This is a genomic window from Microbacterium sp. ZW T5_45, from assembly GCF_044987415.1.
Classification (GTDB): domain Bacteria; phylum Actinomycetota; class Actinomycetes; order Actinomycetales; family Microbacteriaceae; genus Microbacterium.
In genome coordinates, this window is sequence record NZ_JBJDRJ010000011.1 from 41,153 (window position 1) to 57,491 (window position 16,339).

20 protein-coding genes are annotated in these 16,339 nt (G+C 67.7%); 3 read left to right on the forward strand and 17 right to left on the reverse strand.

Annotated features, from left to right (window positions below):
* Positions 1–62: 62 nt before the first annotated feature.
* From pyrH to rpsB, 3 genes are all read right to left on the reverse strand, one after another.
* Positions 63–779 (reverse strand): UMP kinase, encoded by a 717-nt coding sequence (gene pyrH / locus ACI3KS_RS07810; RefSeq protein ID WP_404916928.1) that lies wholly within the window; start codon positions 777–779, stop codon positions 63–65.
* 91 nt (positions 780–870) lie between these two features.
* Positions 871–1,698, reverse strand: coding sequence for a translation elongation factor Ts (gene tsf / locus ACI3KS_RS07815; protein WP_404916930.1), 828 nt, complete (start codon positions 1,696–1,698; stop codon positions 871–873).
* 47 nt (positions 1,699–1,745) lie between these two features.
* Positions 1,746–2,633, reverse strand: a complete 888-nt coding sequence (rpsB, locus tag ACI3KS_RS07820; protein WP_404916932.1) for a 30S ribosomal protein S2 — start codon at positions 2,631–2,633, stop codon at positions 1,746–1,748.
* A gap of 300 nt (positions 2,634–2,933) precedes the next feature.
* Here rpsB and ACI3KS_RS07825 point away from each other — a divergent pair, with 300 nt between their 5' ends.
* Positions 2,934–3,512: a murein hydrolase activator EnvC family protein gene (locus ACI3KS_RS07825; protein WP_404916934.1), complete on the forward strand. Its 579-nt coding sequence runs from the start codon at positions 2,934–2,936 to the stop codon at positions 3,510–3,512.
* Positions 3,513–3,824: 312 nt separating this feature from the next.
* Here the strand turns inward: ACI3KS_RS07825 and ACI3KS_RS07830 are convergent, their stop codons facing one another.
* The 9 genes from ACI3KS_RS07830 to ACI3KS_RS07870 form a co-directional block, all read right to left on the reverse strand.
* Positions 3,825–4,727 carry a tyrosine recombinase XerC gene (locus ACI3KS_RS07830; protein ID WP_404916936.1) on the reverse strand — a complete coding sequence of 301 codons (903 nt, stop codon included), beginning with the start codon at positions 4,725–4,727 and terminating at the stop codon, positions 3,825–3,827.
* A 128-nt stretch (positions 4,728–4,855) separates the two neighbouring features.
* Positions 4,856–6,097: a DNA-processing protein DprA gene (dprA, locus tag ACI3KS_RS07835; RefSeq protein ID WP_404916938.1), complete on the reverse strand. Its 1,242-nt coding sequence runs from the start codon at positions 6,095–6,097 to the stop codon at positions 4,856–4,858.
* Positions 6,094–7,623 carry a YifB family Mg chelatase-like AAA ATPase gene (locus ACI3KS_RS07840; protein ID WP_404916940.1) on the reverse strand — a complete coding sequence of 510 codons (1,530 nt, stop codon included), beginning with the start codon at positions 7,621–7,623 and terminating at the stop codon, positions 6,094–6,096. The genes dprA and ACI3KS_RS07840 overlap by 4 nt, the downstream gene beginning before the upstream one ends.
* On the reverse strand, positions 7,620–7,979 hold the full coding sequence (locus ACI3KS_RS07845; protein WP_404916942.1) for a YraN family protein: 360 nt from the start codon (positions 7,977–7,979) through the stop codon (positions 7,620–7,622). The genes ACI3KS_RS07840 and ACI3KS_RS07845 overlap by 4 nt, the downstream gene beginning before the upstream one ends.
* A gap of 97 nt (positions 7,980–8,076) precedes the next feature.
* A complete protein-coding gene (locus ACI3KS_RS07850) occupies positions 8,077–8,403 on the reverse strand; it encodes a DUF2469 family protein (RefSeq protein WP_404916944.1) in 327 nt (108 codons plus the stop codon).
* A 59-nt stretch (positions 8,404–8,462) separates the two neighbouring features.
* A complete protein-coding gene (locus ACI3KS_RS07855) occupies positions 8,463–9,122 on the reverse strand; it encodes a ribonuclease HII (RefSeq protein WP_404916946.1) in 660 nt (219 codons plus the stop codon).
* Entirely contained in the window at positions 9,119–9,853 is a 735-nt protein-coding gene (gene lepB, locus ACI3KS_RS07860) for a signal peptidase I (protein ID WP_404916948.1), read from the reverse strand. The genes ACI3KS_RS07855 and lepB overlap by 4 nt, the downstream gene beginning before the upstream one ends.
* A gap of 118 nt (positions 9,854–9,971) precedes the next feature.
* The gene (rplS, locus tag ACI3KS_RS07865; RefSeq protein WP_404916950.1) at positions 9,972–10,319 is read right to left on the reverse strand and encodes a 50S ribosomal protein L19; all 348 of its coding nucleotides are present in this window, start codon (positions 10,317–10,319) and stop codon (positions 9,972–9,974) included.
* A gap of 164 nt (positions 10,320–10,483) precedes the next feature.
* Positions 10,484–10,972 (reverse strand): MFS transporter permease, encoded by a 489-nt coding sequence (locus ACI3KS_RS07870; RefSeq protein ID WP_404916952.1) that lies wholly within the window; start codon positions 10,970–10,972, stop codon positions 10,484–10,486.
* A 136-nt stretch (positions 10,973–11,108) separates the two neighbouring features.
* Between ACI3KS_RS07870 and map the strand changes: the two genes are divergently transcribed.
* Complete coding sequence (gene map / locus ACI3KS_RS07875; RefSeq protein ID WP_404916954.1) at positions 11,109–11,891, forward strand: type I methionyl aminopeptidase; 783 nt, start codon at positions 11,109–11,111, stop codon at positions 11,889–11,891.
* Between the two features lie 22 nt (positions 11,892–11,913).
* Here map and trmD read toward each other — a convergent pair whose 3' ends face one another.
* From trmD to rpsP, 4 genes are read right to left on the reverse strand one after another with little or no spacing between them, the layout of a single operon-like run.
* Complete coding sequence (trmD, locus tag ACI3KS_RS07880; RefSeq protein ID WP_404917067.1) at positions 11,914–12,600, reverse strand: tRNA (guanosine(37)-N1)-methyltransferase TrmD; 687 nt, start codon at positions 12,598–12,600, stop codon at positions 11,914–11,916.
* 8 nt (positions 12,601–12,608) lie between these two features.
* Complete coding sequence (gene rimM / locus ACI3KS_RS07885; protein ID WP_404916956.1) at positions 12,609–13,241, reverse strand: ribosome maturation factor RimM; 633 nt, start codon at positions 13,239–13,241, stop codon at positions 12,609–12,611.
* Between the two features lie 2 nt (positions 13,242–13,243).
* Positions 13,244–13,474, reverse strand: a complete 231-nt coding sequence (locus tag ACI3KS_RS07890) for an RNA-binding protein (protein WP_404916958.1) — start codon at positions 13,472–13,474, stop codon at positions 13,244–13,246.
* A gap of 6 nt (positions 13,475–13,480) precedes the next feature.
* Positions 13,481–13,918: a 30S ribosomal protein S16 gene (gene rpsP, locus ACI3KS_RS07895; protein WP_404916960.1), complete on the reverse strand. Its 438-nt coding sequence runs from the start codon at positions 13,916–13,918 to the stop codon at positions 13,481–13,483.
* Positions 13,919–14,128: 210 nt separating this feature from the next.
* Between rpsP and ACI3KS_RS07900 the strand changes: the two genes are divergently transcribed.
* Entirely contained in the window at positions 14,129–15,319 is a 1,191-nt protein-coding gene (locus tag ACI3KS_RS07900) for a glutamate--cysteine ligase (RefSeq protein ID WP_404916962.1), read from the forward strand.
* Here ACI3KS_RS07900 and ACI3KS_RS07905 read toward each other — a convergent pair.
* A complete protein-coding gene (locus ACI3KS_RS07905) occupies positions 15,301–16,272 on the reverse strand; it encodes a sugar-binding transcriptional regulator (protein ID WP_404916964.1) in 972 nt (323 codons plus the stop codon). The two genes, ACI3KS_RS07900 and ACI3KS_RS07905, sit on opposite strands and share 19 nt — an antisense overlap.
* Positions 16,273–16,339: the final 67 nt, after the last annotated feature.

A 16,339-nucleotide genomic window follows, 5' to 3' on the forward strand; every position in this document is an offset into this window, starting at 1 on the left:
GCTCCTATCGTCGGGGTGTTCTGAAATTCTATCGGGCGCACCCTGTGCGCCCCGGGAGGCGCTCAGGCGGTGACGAGAGTTCCGATGGGCTCGCCGAGCAGCGCCCTGGTGACGTTGCCTGCAGGCTCCATGCCGAACACGCGCATGTCCATGTTGTTGTCCATGCACAGACTGAATGCGGTCGAATCGACGACTTTCAGGCCCCGCTGGAGTGCTTCACGGTAGGTCACGCGGTCGATGCGCTCAGCATCCGCGTGCTTGTTCGGATCGGCGGTGTAGATGGCGTCGACGCCGTTCTTGGCGACCAGGACCTCCTGCGCGCCGATCTCGAGTGCGCGCTGCGCGGCGACGGTGTCGGTCGAGAAGTACGGCAGGCCCGCGCCGGCGCCGAAGATCACGACGCGCCCCTTCTCCATGTGCCGTTCGGCGCGGAGCGGGATGTAGGGCTCGGCGACCTGGGTCATCGAGATCGCGGACTGCACGCGGGTGGGAGCTCCGGCCTGCTCGAGGAAGTCCTGCAGCGCGAGGGCGTTCATCACGGTGCCCAGCATGCCCATGTAGTCGGCGCGGCCCCGGTCCATGCCCCGCTGGCTGAGCTCGGCACCGCGGAAGAAGTTACCGCCACCGACGACGATCGCAACCTCGACGCGGTCGACGGCCGCGGCGATGTCGCGGGCGATCTGGCTGACGACGTCAGGGTTGACACCGAGCTGACCGGCCCCGAAGGCCTCGCCGGAGAGTTTGAGAAGGACGCGGCGGCGTCCGGTGCGTTCGGTCATGGGTGTTGTCCTCTCATCCCGATTCAAGATAGTGCCTCGTGGGCATGAAGAAGGGGTTCGGATCGAGACGATCCGAACCCCTTCGACTGTGCTACGCGCCGACCTTGAAGCGCGCGAAGTCGGTCACCGTGATGCCGGCGTCCTTCGCGACCTGGGCGACGGAGAGCTTGTTGTCCTTCGCGTAGTCCTGCTCGAGCAGTGCGACCTGCTTGATGAACGCGGAGACGCGACCCTCGACGATCTTGGGCAGAGCCGCCTCCGGCTTGCCCTCGTTGCGGGAGATCTCGGTCACGATCTCGCGCTCCTTCTCCACGGCGTCAGCCGGGACGTCCTCGCGGGACAGGAACGACGGGTTCGCGAACGAGATGTGCTGCGCGATGCTGCGAGCGGTCTCCGCGTCGTCACCCGAGTAGGCGACGACGACACCGATCTGCGGCGGCAGGTCCTTGCTGGTGCGGTGGAGGTAGACCTCGACCTTGTCGCCGGTCACGGTGCGGACCTGGCGCAGCTCGACCTTCTCGCCGATGATGGCGGCCTCTTCCGAGATGACCGTCTCGACGTTCTTGTCGCCCGCCGGAGCGGCCAGAGCCGCCTCGACCGAGTCGGCCTTCACGGCGGCGACGGCGTCGGCGACCTTGTCGGCGAGCGCGATGAAACGCTCGTTCTTCGCGACGAAGTCGGTCTCGCAGGCGAGCTCGATGAGCGTCACTGCGCCCTCCTGCTCGCGGGCGACGACGAGTCCCTCGCTGGTCGAACGGTCGGCGCGCTTGGCGTTGCCCTTCGCACCCTTCAGGCGCAGGATCTCGGTGGCCTTCTCGACGTCTCCGTCGGCCTCCTCGAGCGCCTTCTTGGTGTCGACCATTCCCGTGCCGAGCTGCTCACGCAGCGCCTTGAGGTCAGCGATGGTGAAGTTGGCCATGTGTGGTGGCTCCTTGCTTCGTAGATGTGTGTGCGTGGTATCGCGGATTACTTGGCGTCGGCGTCTGCGGCCGGAGCCTCGACGACCTCGGCCTCGGCTGCGGGAGCCTCGACCTCGGCTGCCGGAGCCTCAGCCTCAGCGGCGGGCGCCTCAGCGGTCTCGGCGGGCGCCTCGGCAGCGGAACCGGTCTCGAGGAGCTCCTGCTCCCACTCGGCGAGCGGCTCGGCGTCGCCGGCATCCGGGTTGTGCTTCTGCTGCAGGCCCTCGGCCGCGGCGTCGGCGATGATGCGGGTCAGCAGCGAGACGGAGCGGATCGCGTCATCGTTGCCGGGGATCGGGTACTGGAAGTCATCCGGGTCGGCGTTCGTGTCGAGGATGCCGATCACGGGGATGCCGAGCTTCTTGGCCTCATCGATCGCGAGGTGCTCACGCTTGGCGTCGACGACCCAGAGGGCGGACGGCGTCTTGGTGAGGTTGCGGATGCCGCCGAGCGACTTGTGCAGCTTGTCGAGCTCACGCTTCTTGAGAAGGAGTTCCTTCTTGGTGAAGCCGGAGGCCGCAGGGTTCTCGTAGTCGAGCTCCTCGAGCTCCTTCATGCGGGCGAGACGCTTGGCGATCGTCTGGAAGTTGGTGAGGAGTCCACCGAGCCAGCGCTGGTTGACGTAGGGCTGGCCGACGCGGGTCGCCTGCTCGGCGAGGATCTCCTGCGCCTGCTTCTTGGTGCCGACGAAGAGGATGGTGCCGCCATGAGCGACGGTCTCCTTGACGAAGTCGTAGGCCTTGTCGATGTAGCCGAGCGACTGCTGGAGGTCGATGATGTGGATGCCGCTGCGCTCGGTGAGGATGAAGCGCTTTACCTTCGGGTTCCACCGACGGGTCTGGTGTCCGAAGTGCACGCCGCTGTCGAGCAGCTGGCGGATGGTGACCACAGCCATGGTCGTCTCCTTGTTCTGGCGCGGAGCGCCGTTGAGGTTGTCGCCGATCGTCGATCGGACTTCCTGGTGCCCGGCACACGCCCGCCTTCTCGGAAGAAGGACCTGTGGGAGTGGATGCCGCGACCGAAGTCGCTCAGGGCACGCGTAGTCACCTCGATTTCGAGGTGCTCGACCAGCATACAGGATCAATGCCGCGGTTCCGTCGTGCACATCGTGCGGATCGGCGGGGAACTCCCCCACCACCGACACCGGCGCTCTGCCGCGGACGCACGAGTGGGTTGCGGCGAGCATCATGGGGCGATGCGCACACCTCGCCGGCTCCTCGCCATCGCCCTGACCGGGCTCTTCGCGGGCGGCGCCCACGCCGTCGTGCACGCGACGCCGGCCCCCGCGTGGTGGGACGCAGCGGCGCCCAACGCGGTCGTGGAACCGGAGCGCGGTGCTGAGGCGGTTCCCCGTGCGGACGCGGATGAGTGGTCATGGCCCGTCCCCGGAGCTCGGCATGTCGTGATCCCGTTCCGGGCACCGGCGCACGCGTACGGTGCGGGTCATCGGGGGATCGACATCCTCGCTCCTGAGTCGGGCGTCGTCCGCGCCCCGGCTGACGGCGTCGTCGCGTTCAGCGGAACCGTCGTGGACAGGCCCCTCCTCACGATCGAGCATCCGGGCGGCTACGTGTCGACCTTCGAGCCGATGGTCTCCACGCTGTCACCGGGAGACGCCGTCGCGCAGGGCGCGGAGATCGGTTCGGTCGTCGTCGGCGGTCACTCGGCGCCGGGAACGCTCCACATCGGCGTGCGTCTCGACGGCGACTACATCAATCCGATGCTGCTGTTCGGGGGCGTCCCGCGCGCTGTGCTGCTGCCGTGCTGCGAGTGATGTCTCCGCCGTAGCAGGCGACACGTCGGTGCTCTCGCCCCAACCCGTCGTCGAGCACCCTTCGCTACTTCGGCTCGCTGCGCTCGCTCCGGAACTGCGAGGGCCTCTGTACGGAATGTCGGGCGAAGGGACGACTGTCGGCTCAGAACACGCTTTCTCGCCCGACATTCGCGATCTGACCTGGCAAAGTGAACGGGCGGATGCTCGACGATCGACTGCTCTGCCGCCGTGGCGAGTTCCGACGCGGAGCAGAGGGCTGCCCGTCGCTGCCGGCACGCCTCGCAATCGAGGGGTGCGAGGCGTTCGAGACGCTTAGGCGCGAGGGTGCGCCAATCGATAGGTGGCGGTGAGCCGTTCCGCCGACACGTGGGTGTAGATCTGCGTCGTGCCGAGACTCGCGTGTCCGAGGATCTCCTGCACGGCGCGCAGGTCGGCACCGCCGTCGAGGAGATGCGTCGCTGCGGAATGTCTCAGCGCGTGCGGCCCGACCGTCTCCGCGCCCACATAGGGAGCGAGCGCGGCCGCGACGACCGCGTAGACGGCGCGGGGCCCGGTCCTCCCCCCGCGGGGACCGAGGAACACCGCGGCCGACGCGCGTTCCGACCGTGCGGTGAGCACGGGCCGCCCCCGAACGAGGTAGGCCGCGATCGCGTCACGCGCCGGGACGCCGTACGGCACCACGCGTTCCTTGGATCCCTTGCCCATGACTCTCGCGGTTCTGCGCTCCTGCTCGAGGTCGTCGATGTCGAGTCCGCAGAGCTCTGAGACTCGGATGCCGGAACCGTACAGCAGTTCGAGAAGGGCGTGATCGCGGAGGGCGATCGGGTCGCCGCCGAGGGCTGCCGTCCGACGGTCGTCGAGGAGTTCGGTCATCGCGTCGCGAGATGCCACGGTTGGGAGGGTGCGTCCCCGTTTCGGAGCGACCAGCCGAAGGCTGGGATCGTGGTCGATGAGTCCCTGTTCCTGTGCCCATGCGAAGAACGCGCGAGCGGCCGACGTTCGGCGGGCGAGAGTCGACCGCGCATCGCCGCGCTGCGTGGCGCGCCACAGCCAGTCGCGCAGGGATTCCAGGTCGACCGCGCCGATGTCCACGGGGCCTGCAGAGGCAGCTAGATCCGCAAGGTCGGAGCGGTACGCCCGCACCGTGGCCGGCGACAGACGTCGCACCTGCGCGAGGTGCACGACGAACTCGTCAGCGGCATCGGCGAACTGCATGAGAACAGCATGCCGGGTGCCGAGCCAGCAGGGTCACCGCCTCGCCGCGGCACCCGCGCACGAGTACTCAGCGACGGCTCACCTCATGCTCCCGTGCTGCCGCATCCGCTCTCCGCCCACGCAGCCCTTCACATCCTCCCGGGTGGGGTTCGACGCCACCCGCCATCCGCCCGGTCGACCCGGCCCTCGAGATCGAGCAGTCCGAGGAGGGAGGAGACCCGCTCGATGCTCAGCCCGCTTCGGCGAGCGATCTCGGCGACCGGGATCCGCGATCGGCTGCTCAAGCTGTCGAGCAGCCGCGTCTGCTCGGGATCACCGACCGTCCGCGGATCCGCTGCGATACCGAGGTCCCCCCAGAGCTCTCTGACCTCTGCCGCCGTCGTCACGCAACGTGCGTCGTACTCCCTCAGCAACCGATGGCATCCTGCCGACGCGGCGGAGGTCACCGGCCCCGGCACGGCTCCCAGCGGCCGGCCCAGCGCAGCCGCGTGGCCCGCCGTGTTGAGCGACCCGCTGCGCCACCCCGCCTCGACGACGACCGTCGCATCGCCCAGCGCGGCGATGATCCTGTTCCGACTGAGGAACCGCCATTTCGTCGGCGCCGTGCCGCACGGGACCTCGCTCACCACCGCTCCGGATGCGGCGATGGCACGAAGGAGTTGCTGATGCCCTTGCGGATACGCTCTGTCGACGCCCCCGGCGAGAAGCGCGATCGTCGCACCGCCGACGCCCAGCGCCGCGCGATGTGCCGCTCCGTCGATCCCGTAGGCACCGCCCGACACGACCACTGCGCCGGAGGCGGCGAGATCACCGGCGAACTCAGCAGCGATCATCTCCCCGTATCCGCTCGACGCCCGCGCACCCACGATCGCCACCCGAGGGTCGCACGCGAGCAGGCCGACCTCACCACGCACCCACAGGGCGACGGGGGCATGCAGGCCGAGATCATCGACGGCGCGGGGCCATTCGTCATCCTCAGGCAGCAGCAGGCGGGCTCCCACCTCGGCCGCCGCGGTCGCGGCGTCGCGCACCGCGCCGAGGCTCGCTCGAGGCCTCCAGCGCGCACGTGCCTCCGACAACGCCCTCGAAGCGCTACCCGGCGTCGACGACAGCACGGCGTGAACGTCGGACACCTCATAAACGGACGTTGCGGGAACGGACGTTGCCGACACGGCAGCAACGTCGCCCATCGCGATCCCGAGTGCCACCTCAGCGCCGAACTCCTCGATGAGCGCCCCGGCCACACCGTCGCCCGGCTCCGTGATCACATTCCATGCGATCCTCGCGAGGGAATCTCCCGCATCGCCTCCTCGACGCACCACCGAGATCGCATCGTGCAGGGTGTGGTCCTGCCGCAGCTCTTCGATCACGCGCCGCGCCCCTTCTTCAGATAGAGCGCCCTGCCGACTTCGTCGGCGCCCGGCGCGTCCACACCCCCGAGGTCCGCCATGGTCCAGGCGAGCCGCAGCACGCGGTCGTACCCGCGCAGAGTGAGTGCGCCCCGTTCGAGCGCCCGGTCAAGCGTGCGTCGAGCATCCACCGACACTCTTCGCGCCGTCTGACGCAGCCATGGTCCCGGCACCTCGCTGTTGACCCGCCACGGCGTACCGCTCAGTCGCGCGGCAGCGCGCTCTCGAGCCTCCGCGACCCGCAGGGCGGCTGTGCGGGAATCGACCTGCGACGTCCCCGCGGACGTCGCCTGCGCGGCCGACACCCTGGCGACCTGGAGTTCGATGTCGATCCGATCGCGCAGCGGTCCCGAGAGCCGTGTCGCGTAGCGGCGGATCGCGAGTGACGGGCAGACGCACTCCGCTCCGCGCACTCCGTAGTTGCCGCACGGACACGGGTTCATCGCGAGCACGAGCTGGAAGCGCGCAGGGAAGCGCGCGATGAACCCGGTGCGCTGGATGTCGATCGACCCCGATTCCAACGGCTGACGCAGGGAGTCGAGGGCGACCCGGGAGAACTCTGCCGCCTCATCGAGGAAGAGCACGCCACGATGAGCTCGGACGATCGCACCAGGGCGAGCGACCCGGGATCCTCCGCCCACCAGTGCCGTCACGGACGTACTGTGGTGAGGAGCCTCCAGTGGCGGCGTGCGATCGAGGGCGGCGACGGGCTCGCCCGAGAGCGAACGGATCGAAGCGACTTCGAGCGCGTGCTCGGCTGTCAGCTCCGGGAGTATCCCGGGCAGTCGTCGTGCCAGCATCGTCTTGCCGGCCCCCGGAGGCCCGCTGAGGAGCAGATGGTGGCCTCCCGCGGCTGCGGCGACGAGTGCATCGACCACATCGTCCTGACCGACGACATCCGCGAGATCGAGGTCCGGTCGGGCCGACACGGCACGCACGGGTGAGGGCACCGGTTCCAGGTGCGGAACCTCGACATCGGCGCCGAACGACGCCGCGACTTCGGCGAGCGACGCAGCCGCCTGCACGCGGATACCGGGGACGAGTGCCGCTTCATCGGCGTTCGCGTGGGGCACCACGACCTCGTCGAACCCGGCCCGTGCTGCCGCGAAGACCGCCGGCAGCACACCGGTGACCGGACGGAGGCGACCGTCGAGTCCGAGCTCGCCGACGAGTACGGTGTGCGCGATCGCACGACGCGGCACCATCCCTCCCGCTGCCAACGCTGACAGCGCGATCGCCAGATCGAAGCCGGACCCCTGCTTGGGAAGACTCGCGGGCGACAGATTCACCGTGAACCGCCGCCGCGGAAGCTCGAGACCGGAGTTCTTGCACGCATTGTGCACCCTCTGGACGGCTTCGCCGAGCGACTTGTCCGGGAGACCGATGATCCGGAACTCCGGCGTCTGGTTCGACAGATCCGCCTCCACCTCGACCAGATGCCCGTCGACACCCGTCATCGCCACGGCCCAGGTACGGGCGGTGGTCATGAGAGATCCTTGAGGTGTTCGAGGGCGCCGGACTCGGGATCACCGACGATCCCGATCGCTTCGAGGCGCACTGCGCGGACCCTCGGCAGGTCGGGATGCGCCTCGAGCCAGGCATGGGCGAGTCCCCACAGTCGACGTCGTTTTCGCGCGTCGACTGCCTCGAAGGGGTGACCGTACGCCTCCGAGCGTCGTGTCTTCACCTCGACGATCGCGAGCACGCCGTGATCGATTGCGACGATGTCGAGCTCGCCCTGCGTGCATCGCCAGTTGCGGTCGAGGATCGTGTACCCGCGTTCCTCGAGATGGCGGGCTGCGCGAGCTTCGCCCGCCCTGCCGAGGATGTCTTTCGCTGCCATGACGACAGCATCCCCGGCATCCGGGATCGGGATCACGACAGGAGGCGGCATCCCGCAGAAGCGGGAACAACTCCTCGCGAAGGGAGACTGTGGACGACTACTCGCCGTCGAGTGAGAGTTCCTGCGGCAATTCGAACTCGCGCCGCTGGAGCTCCTCGATGTTGACGTCCTTGAACGTGAGCACGCGTACGGCCTTCACGAAGCGATCCGCGCGGTAGATGTCCCAGACCCAGACGTCCGACATCGAGATCTCGAAGTAGAAGTCGTGCTCGGTGTCGCGTCGCACCACGTTGACGTCGTTGGCCAGATAGAACCGACGCTCGGTCTCCACGACGTACTGGAACTGACCGACGACATCGCGATACTCGCGGAACAGCGCCAGCTCGAGCTCGCGGTCGTAGTCGTCGAATGCTTCCTCATCCATGATGAATCCATCCTATGGTCGGCGGCGACGCCTGGCTGACGCCTCCGTCGGCGGAGCCGTCAGAACAACGTCGGTGCAGCTGCGATCGCCCAGGACGAGCGATGATACGGCGAGAGCCCCCGGCTCGTGATCGCCGCACGATGCTCGAGGCTCGCATAGCCCTTGTTCCGATCCCACTGATAGTCGGGATGCGAGCCGTGCAGATCGGTCATGAGCCCATCCCTCGCGACCTTCGCGATGACCGAGGCCGCGGACACCGAGGCGCAGTCGCGATCGGCTTTCACCCGTGGTCGAACCGTCAGCGCGTCGGGATGCATCGCCGAGACGTAGTCGTGATTGCCGTCCAGCAGCACGAGCGCATTCTCGACGCGGACGCCCTGATCGATCACGCTGAGCACCGCACGGGAGGCGGCGAGACCGAGCGCGCGCATGATCCCCATCTCATCGATCTCGGCTGCCGTCGACCACCCGACGCCGGATGCCTGGACCCACGAGGCGGCGCGCTCCGCCACCTCAGGCCGCCGCTTCTCGCTGACGAGCTTCGAGTCGCGGAGCCCCTCGGGGACGCGACGGCGTGCGCCCGAGGCATCCATGACCGCGGCGCCGACCGCGACCGGACCTGCGAGTGCTCCTCTCCCCACCTCATCGAGCGAGATGATGAGGTCGTACTCGCGCAGGAGCTTCCGCTCGAGGGCGAGAGTCGGAGAGACGACCGTCATTCGGGGTCCGGAACGCCGGCGAAGGAGTCGTGGTGACCGTCGATCGTGCCGAAGCGGTCGAACGGCCAGGTCGTGAGGAACGCCTTGCCGACGACGTTCTCGATCGGCACGAACCCACCACTCGGCAGATCCTGATGCTCTCGCGAATCGCGCGAGCGGTCCCGATTGTCGCCGAGCAGCCAGAGCGAGTCCTCGGGGACGACGACGTCGAACGGATCGTTCGACGCCGCGGTGTCGCCCTCCGGCAGGTTCAGATACGACAGCTCGTCCACCGGGTCGCCGTTGATCGTGACCTGGCCGAGCGCGTTGCAGCAGACGACATGGTCGCCCGGCAGCCCGATGATCCTCTTGACCAGGTGGTCCTGGGAGTCGGATGCCGAGATCCCGACCACGGTCAGAATCCAGTCGATGGCCTCAACCAGGGGCGGTCCGGCAGGGGTCTGGGGCTGCGCGTCCAGCCACCCGCCCGGATCCTTGAAGACGACGACATCGCCGCGCTGATAGTCCGTCCACCGCGGCGTGAGCTCATCGACGAGGATCCGATCGTTCACCATGAGGGTCTTCTCCATGGAGGCCGAGGGGATGTAGAACGATCGGACCACGAACGTCTTCACCACGAATGACACGAGCGCGGCGATCAGGACGATCACCAGCACGTCCCGAAGGAAGATCAGGAAGCCTCGACGCCTTTTGAGCGGCGGGGTGGACTCGGTCGTGGAGTCGGACGTCATCAGGATTCCTTCACAGTCTCGCACCGCTCGCAGACGGCACTACCTAGGTTCGCACACCACCGGCAAAAGACAGCACCCCGGGACATCGTGTCCCGGGGTGCTGTGAAGAGCCTGCGCGTCAGTTGTCGCGCTTCTCCTTGATCTTCGCCTTCTTGCCGCGCAGCTGGCGCAGGTAGTACAGCTTCGCGCGACGCACGTCACCACGGGTGACGACCTCGATGTGGTCGATCACCGGGGAGTGCACCGGGAAGGTGCGCTCCACGCCGACCTGGAAGCTGATCTTGCGGACCGTGAAGGTCTCGCGGACTCCATCGCCCTGGCGGCCGATGACGACACCCTTGAACACCTGGATACGCGAGCGGTTGCCCTCGGTGATGTTCACGTGCACGTTGACGGTGTCACCGGCGTTGAACTTCGGGATGTCGGAACGGAGCGATGCCGCATCAACGGCGTCGAGGATCTGCATGATCGTCTCTCTCTGCACTCGCCTCAGGTCGCATGCATTTTTCAAAGGAACAAGAATGGGTGTGCATCGTACGGAGCAGAGCTTCCGCGGGTTCCCCTGAGGCAGAACCGGTCACGGCACAAACATCCATTCTGCCATGGAATCATCCCTCGACCAAACGCTGGTCAGTCCCTACGCTCGCGCTCCTCCACGACGATCACCTCGTGCTCTACGACCGTCGCGGACGGTCTCGTCGGGTCGGGGATCGTCGACCATGCGATCGTCTCGCGCAGCCGGGCGCCGCTTCCGCGCGCCTCGGTCCAGAGCTGCCACAGCTGCAACCAGATGAGGGCGATCCCGACGAGGATCGCCCCGGCCAGCAGCCAGCCGAAGGCGCCCTCGATGAAGCAGCCGACAGCGATGGTCAGCACGTGCCAGAGCGAGAACCCCGCGACATCCCACCAGGAGACGGCCCGATCGGTCCGCACCGATGGGCGGGAGCGCGTGAGGAGCGTGAGCAGGAGCTGGCCCGCGAACACCGATGGAACCGCGATGAACAGCACCCACAGCAGGCCCCATCCCGCGTGGAAGACGATGCCGCCGACGACGAGCCAGAGCGGCAGCAGGAACGCGGCCGGGAGCAACCACCGGAAGAACGCCTGTCTCACCCACATGCTCTGAATCGTACGTCGGTGCGGATGCCTGAGCCACGGTGTTCGCTGTGAGCACGGATGCTCTCGCGGTGAGCACGGGCGGGCGGAGCTGGGCACTCGATGGATCCGCCAGAATGGAGAGGAAGAGAGGAACACCATGATCGAACTGCGCACCCCTGCCGAGATCGACGAGATGCGCGCCGCCGGACGCTTCGTCGCCGAGACTCTGGCGACGCTCCGCGACGAGACCAAGATCGGCACCAACCTCCTCTCGATCGACCGCCGCGCACACGACATGATCCGCAAGGCGGGAGCACAGTCGTGCTACATCGACTACCACCCCTCGTTCGGCGCCAGCCCGTTCGGGAAGGTGATCTGCACCTCGGTAAACGACGCGGTCCTGCACGGACTCCCCCACGACTACACCCTGCGCGACGGCGACCTGGTCACCCTCGACTTCGCCGCCGCGGTCGACGGTTGGGTGGCCGACTCGGCGGTCTCGTTCATCGTCGGCAGCCCTCGCGACGAGGACCTGCGGCTGATCGACACGACGGAGCGCGCCCTCGACGCGGCGATCGCGGCGGCGGTCGTGGGGAACCGCATCGGTGACATCTCGGCATCCGTCGCCGCCGTCGCGCACGGCGATGGCTATTCCATCAACACGGACTTCGGCGGTCACGGCGTGGGGCGGACCATGCACGGAGATCCGCACGTCGCGAACGACGGCCGTCCCGGGCGCGGCTTCCCGCTGCGCGCAGGACTCGTGCTCGCCCTCGAACCCTGGTTCCTCGCGACGACGGACGAACTCGTCACCGACCCTGACGGCTGGACGCTGCGCAGTGTCGACGGCTCACGTGGGGCGCACTCCGAGCACACCGTTGCGATCACGGACGAGGGCCCCATCGTCCTCACCGACAGGTCGTTCCTCGGAGTCCGCTGACCTCCGCGGTCGCCGCGGGAGCTCAGTCCGAAAGCAGGTCGGGTCGACGGACTCGGGTGCGCTCGACCTGCTGCTCGCGCCGCCAGGAAGCGATCGCACCGTGATTGCCGCTCAGCAGGATGTCGGGGACCGCGCGGTCACGCCAGACGGATGGCTTGGTGTACGAGGGGTATTCGAGGAGTCCGTCCTCGTGAGACTCCTCGACCAGACTCTCCGGATTGCCCACGACCCCGGGGATCAATCGGCCTATGGCCTCGACCATCGCCATGGTGGCGACTTCTCCCCCGTTGAGCACGTAGTCGCCCAGACTGATCAGTCGCACCTCGCCGACCGAAGCCGCGTACTCGAAGACGCGCTCGTCGATGCCCTCGTAGCGACCGCATCCGAAGATCAGATGTTCTCTCGTCGCCAGATCCCTGGCCTTCGCCTGAGTGAAGACCTCTCCTGCAGGCGAGGGGAAGATGATGGTGGGGCGCTCGGATGACGCGGCGAGCTCGTCGATGGCCAGGCCCCAGGGCTCCGGCTTCATGACCATGCCCGCTCCCCCGCCGTATGGGGTGTCATCGACGGTCCGGTGCCTGTCGGACGTCCACTCGCGCAGGTCCCGGACGTTCAGGTCGAGGATACCGGCGCTGCGGGCCTTGCCGAGGAGCGAGAGCTCCAGTCCGTCGAAGTACGACGGGAAGATCGAGACGATGTCGATGCGCAAAGCGGCGCTCACTCGGTCTCGTCGGCGGCAGCATCCTGTTCGACCGGCGTATCGTCCGCGCCCTCGTCAGCTGCATCCTCGCCATCCGCCGCATCCGGAAGCTCTTCGAAGAGCCCGGCAGGCGGGGTCACGATCACACGGCCGGCAGCGACGTCGACGGTGGGGACGATCGCCTCGACGAACGGCACCATGACGTCGGTCTCGCCGACGCGTACGATCAGCAGATCCTGGGCGGGGAAGTGCTCGATCCGCGCGACCTTGCCGACGACGACGTCGTCACGCACCACGTCGAGACCGACGAGCTGCCCGTCGAACCATGCGTTCTCCTCGACCTCGGTGACGTCCTGGTCGATCCAGAGGATCGCACGCACGAGACCCTCGGCAGCGGTCCGATCGTCCACGTCGTCCAGGAAGACCACGGGGTTGCCGTTCATCACGCGATACTCACGAACCGTCACGGTCTTGCCGTGCCACGGAGACGCCTCCGGCACCTGCAGTGTGAACTCGGCGCCGGGAACGAAGCGGCGCTCGGGGTTGTCTGTGTACAGCTCGAGCTTGAGCGCGCCCTTCAGGCCGTGGGCCTTGACGAGACGCCCCACGCGGAGCTGGTTCCTGCCCTGGTTCTTGTCCTTCTGCACCACGGTCAGTCGTCCGCGACGTCGACGCGGACGCGACGGCCATCAGCCAGGGCGGTGATGAGCGTGCGCAGTGCCTTCGCAGTGCGGCCGCCGCGCCCGATCACGCGTCCACGATCATCGGGGTGCACGCGCACCTCGAGGAGATCGCCTCGCGGCGATGCGGATGCGGTGATACGCACATCCTCCGGGTGATCGACGATCCCCTTGACGATGTGTTCGAGCGCGGCGGCGAGCACGGCGGATTACTCTGCGTCTGCGGCGGGAGCCTCAGCGGCCTCCGCGTCGGCCTCGGCGGCGGGAGCCTCCGCAGCGGGAGCCTCCTCCTTCTTCTCCACCTTGGGCTTGATCACGGACTTCTTGGAGGAGTCCGCCTCGAAAGCGGACTTCTCGCCGGCGACCTTGAGGGTCGAGACGGCGTCCTTGTCGCCCTTGAACTTGCCCCAGTCGCCCGTGATCTTGAGGATGGCGGTGACCTGCTCGGTCGGCTGGGCGCCGACGGAGAGCCAGTACTGCGCACGCTCGGAGTCGACCTCGATGAACGAGGGCTCCTCGGTGGGGTGGTACTTGCCGATCTCCTCGATCACACGACCGTCGCGCTTGGTGCGCGAGTCGGCGACGACGATGCGGTAGTAGGGCGCACGGATCTTGCCCAGGCGCTTGAGACGAATCTTGACAGCCACGATTCTCCTGAATTGTGTGGAAGGAAACGAACTGATCGCCTGGAGAGTGGGGTGCACACCCGGCGGAAGCTCTGAAAGGGGTGGACGAGTGCTGGATAGAGGGTCGAGCACGTCGTCCAAACCTCTATTCTGCCAGATGCGCGGCCACGGAGCGAAACCTGGCGACTCTCGGTTCGTCGTGTCGCCGCATCACCGTGTCAGACTGTGCTCGTGACGCTCGAATTCGCCCCATCGGCCCGCTCCACCGTCGGTCTGGAATGGGAGATCATGCTCGCCGACCCACGCACCGGCGACCTGGTCGGGCGGGCTCCCGATCTGCTCGCCGCCCTCGAGGAGGAGAGCGCGGACGAGCGCCACACCGTCACGGGCGAACTGCTGACCAACACCATCGAGGTGACCAGCGGCGTGGGAACGTCCGTCGCACACGCGGTCGACGACATCGCGGCCGCGATCGCGGCTGTGCGGGCGGCGACCGACCCCACCGGCATCGAGCTGCTCTCCGCGGGAAGCCATCCCTTCGCGCAGTGGTACGAGCAGCAGGTCACTGACAAGACGAGGTATCACAAGCTCATCGAGCGCACCCAGTGGTGGGGGCGGAACATGATGATCTGGGGCATCCACGTGCACATCGGCATCGAGGACCACCGCAAGGTCTTCCCGATCATCAACGCCCTCACCGCGTATCTCCCCCATCTCCAGGCGCTCGCGGCATCGAGTCCGTTCTGGGCCGGAGAGAGCACCGGTTACGCCTCGAATCGCGCACTCGTCTTCCAGCAGCTTCCGACGGCAGGGCTCCCCTGGCCGCTCGAGGACTGGTCCCAGTTCGAGGCGTACATGACCGACATGGCGCACACCGGAGTGATGGCCGATCCGTCCGAGGTGCGCTGGGACATCCGTCCGGCGCCGCGCTGGGGCACGATCGAGGTCCGCGCCTGCGATGGGATGTCGACGCTTCCCGAGCTCGCAGCCGTCGCCTCACTCGTGCAGGTGCTCGTGGAGCATCTATCGCGCGAGCTGGACGAGGGACGTGCACTGTCGGTCCTGCCACCCTGGTTCCACCGCGAGAACAAGTGGCGCTCGGCGCGCTACGGCCTGGACGCCCGACTCATCGTCGACAGGGCGGGCACCCAACGCCCGGTGCGCGAGCATCTCGCCGAGACGATCGACAGACTCGCACCGATCTCGCGGGACCTCGGCTGCGAACGCGAGTTCGCCAGCGTCGAGCGCATCCTGGACGGCGGTGCGAGTTACGCCCGCCAGCAGGCCGTGGCGGATGCCTCCGGCGGGGACCTGACCGCGGTCGTGCACCACCTGATCCGGGAGTTCCGAGAGGGCCCTGTCACGTCGACGCATCCGCTGACCCCCGATCAGTCGGAGGCCGCTCAGCCGTCGACGAGCTGACGCGCGAGACCTTCGTCGAGCACGACGTCCGTCATGAGCTCCGCGGCGATCGCCGCACGCAGACTGTGCAGCTTCGGCACCCCCGAGACCACGCACACCCGCCGAGGGACGCGCCGCAGGCGGTCGAGACCGGGGCCGGTCGCACGCGCGTTCAGCCGGATGTCCTTCCAGCTTCCGTCCGCGCGGAAGAAGACCGTCGCCACATCACCGATCGCGCGATCCTCGCGGAGGCTGCGGTAGTCGTCACGCCCCAGGTAGCCACCCACGTAGACCCGGCTGGGCACTTCGGCCGCGGGCGAGCCGAGGCTGAAGACGGCGATGTCCATCTTCGACTGCAGGTCGAGCACGCGCCGGGTGCTCCGCTCGCGCCACATCGCCTCCCGCGTATGCGGATCGTCGAAGAACGCGGGCACCGGGAACTGCTGCACCTGCGCCCCGAACGCGCCGCCGAAGCGCTGCAGGATGTCGCTGGAGTACTCGACACCGCTCGTCTGCGTGTTGCCGGCACCGTTGAGCTGCACGATCGTCGTGTTGTGCGTCTCCTTCTGCGTGAGGCCGCGGCTGACCGCACTGATCGTCGATCCCCATGCCACGCCGACGATCATGTTCGAGTCCACGAACTGCGAGAGGAGTCGCCCCGCCGTGAGCGCGACGCGCTCGAGCCTCTCCACCTCGCTCACGATCTCCGGCATCGGGACGACGTGCGCGGACACGCGGTGACGGTCGCGGATGCGCTGCTCCAGCATTCCGAGCCGCTCGAGCGGCGAGTTGATCCGGATGTCGACGAGACCCGTCTCCCTGGCGAAGCTCAGCAGGCGCGACACCGATGACCGCGAGGTGCCGAGCTCACGGGCGATGACCTCCATGGTCTTGTCCTGCATGTAGTAAAGCTGCGCCGCGGTGAGCGCCGCGACCAGCTTGGAATCGCTCGATCGAGCTTCCGGCGATGTCATCGGGACCTCCTCGACGTCCATGCTTGCACATATGTGCAGCGGGCTTGCGCGCGGCTGTGCAGAGGTC

Bases quoted from the DNA above. Each gene is read 5' to 3' on its own strand.
- pyrH (WP_404916928.1), bottom strand. From the start codon at position 779: ATGACCGAACGCACCGGACGCCGCCGCGTCCTTCTCAAACTCTCCGGC.
- tsf (WP_404916930.1), bottom strand. From the start codon at position 1,698: ATGGCCAACTTCACCATCGCTGACCTCAAGGCGCTGCGTGAGCAGCTC.
- rpsB (WP_404916932.1), bottom strand. From the start codon at position 2,633: ATGGCTGTGGTCACCATCCGCCAGCTGCTCGACAGCGGCGTGCACTTC.
- ACI3KS_RS07825 (WP_404916934.1), top strand. From the start codon at position 2,934: ATGCGCACACCTCGCCGGCTCCTCGCCATCGCCCTGACCGGGCTCTTC.
- ACI3KS_RS07830 (WP_404916936.1), bottom strand. From the start codon at position 4,727: ATGCAGTTCGCCGATGCCGCTGACGAGTTCGTCGTGCACCTCGCGCAG.
- ACI3KS_RS07840 (WP_404916940.1), bottom strand. From the start codon at position 7,623: ATGACCACCGCCCGTACCTGGGCCGTGGCGATGACGGGTGTCGACGGG.
- ACI3KS_RS07845 (WP_404916942.1), bottom strand. From the start codon at position 7,979: ATGGCAGCGAAAGACATCCTCGGCAGGGCGGGCGAAGCTCGCGCAGCC.
- ACI3KS_RS07850 (WP_404916944.1), bottom strand. From the start codon at position 8,403: ATGGATGAGGAAGCATTCGACGACTACGACCGCGAGCTCGAGCTGGCG.
- ACI3KS_RS07855 (WP_404916946.1), bottom strand. From the start codon at position 9,122: ATGACGGTCGTCTCTCCGACTCTCGCCCTCGAGCGGAAGCTCCTGCGC.
- lepB (WP_404916948.1), bottom strand. From the start codon at position 9,853: ATGACGTCCGACTCCACGACCGAGTCCACCCCGCCGCTCAAAAGGCGT.
- rplS (WP_404916950.1), bottom strand. From the start codon at position 10,319: ATGCAGATCCTCGACGCCGTTGATGCGGCATCGCTCCGTTCCGACATC.
- ACI3KS_RS07870 (WP_404916952.1), bottom strand. From the start codon at position 10,972: ATGTGGGTGAGACAGGCGTTCTTCCGGTGGTTGCTCCCGGCCGCGTTC.
- map (WP_404916954.1), top strand. From the start codon at position 11,109: ATGATCGAACTGCGCACCCCTGCCGAGATCGACGAGATGCGCGCCGCC.
- ACI3KS_RS07905 (WP_404916964.1), bottom strand. From the start codon at position 16,272: ATGACATCGCCGGAAGCTCGATCGAGCGATTCCAAGCTGGTCGCGGCG.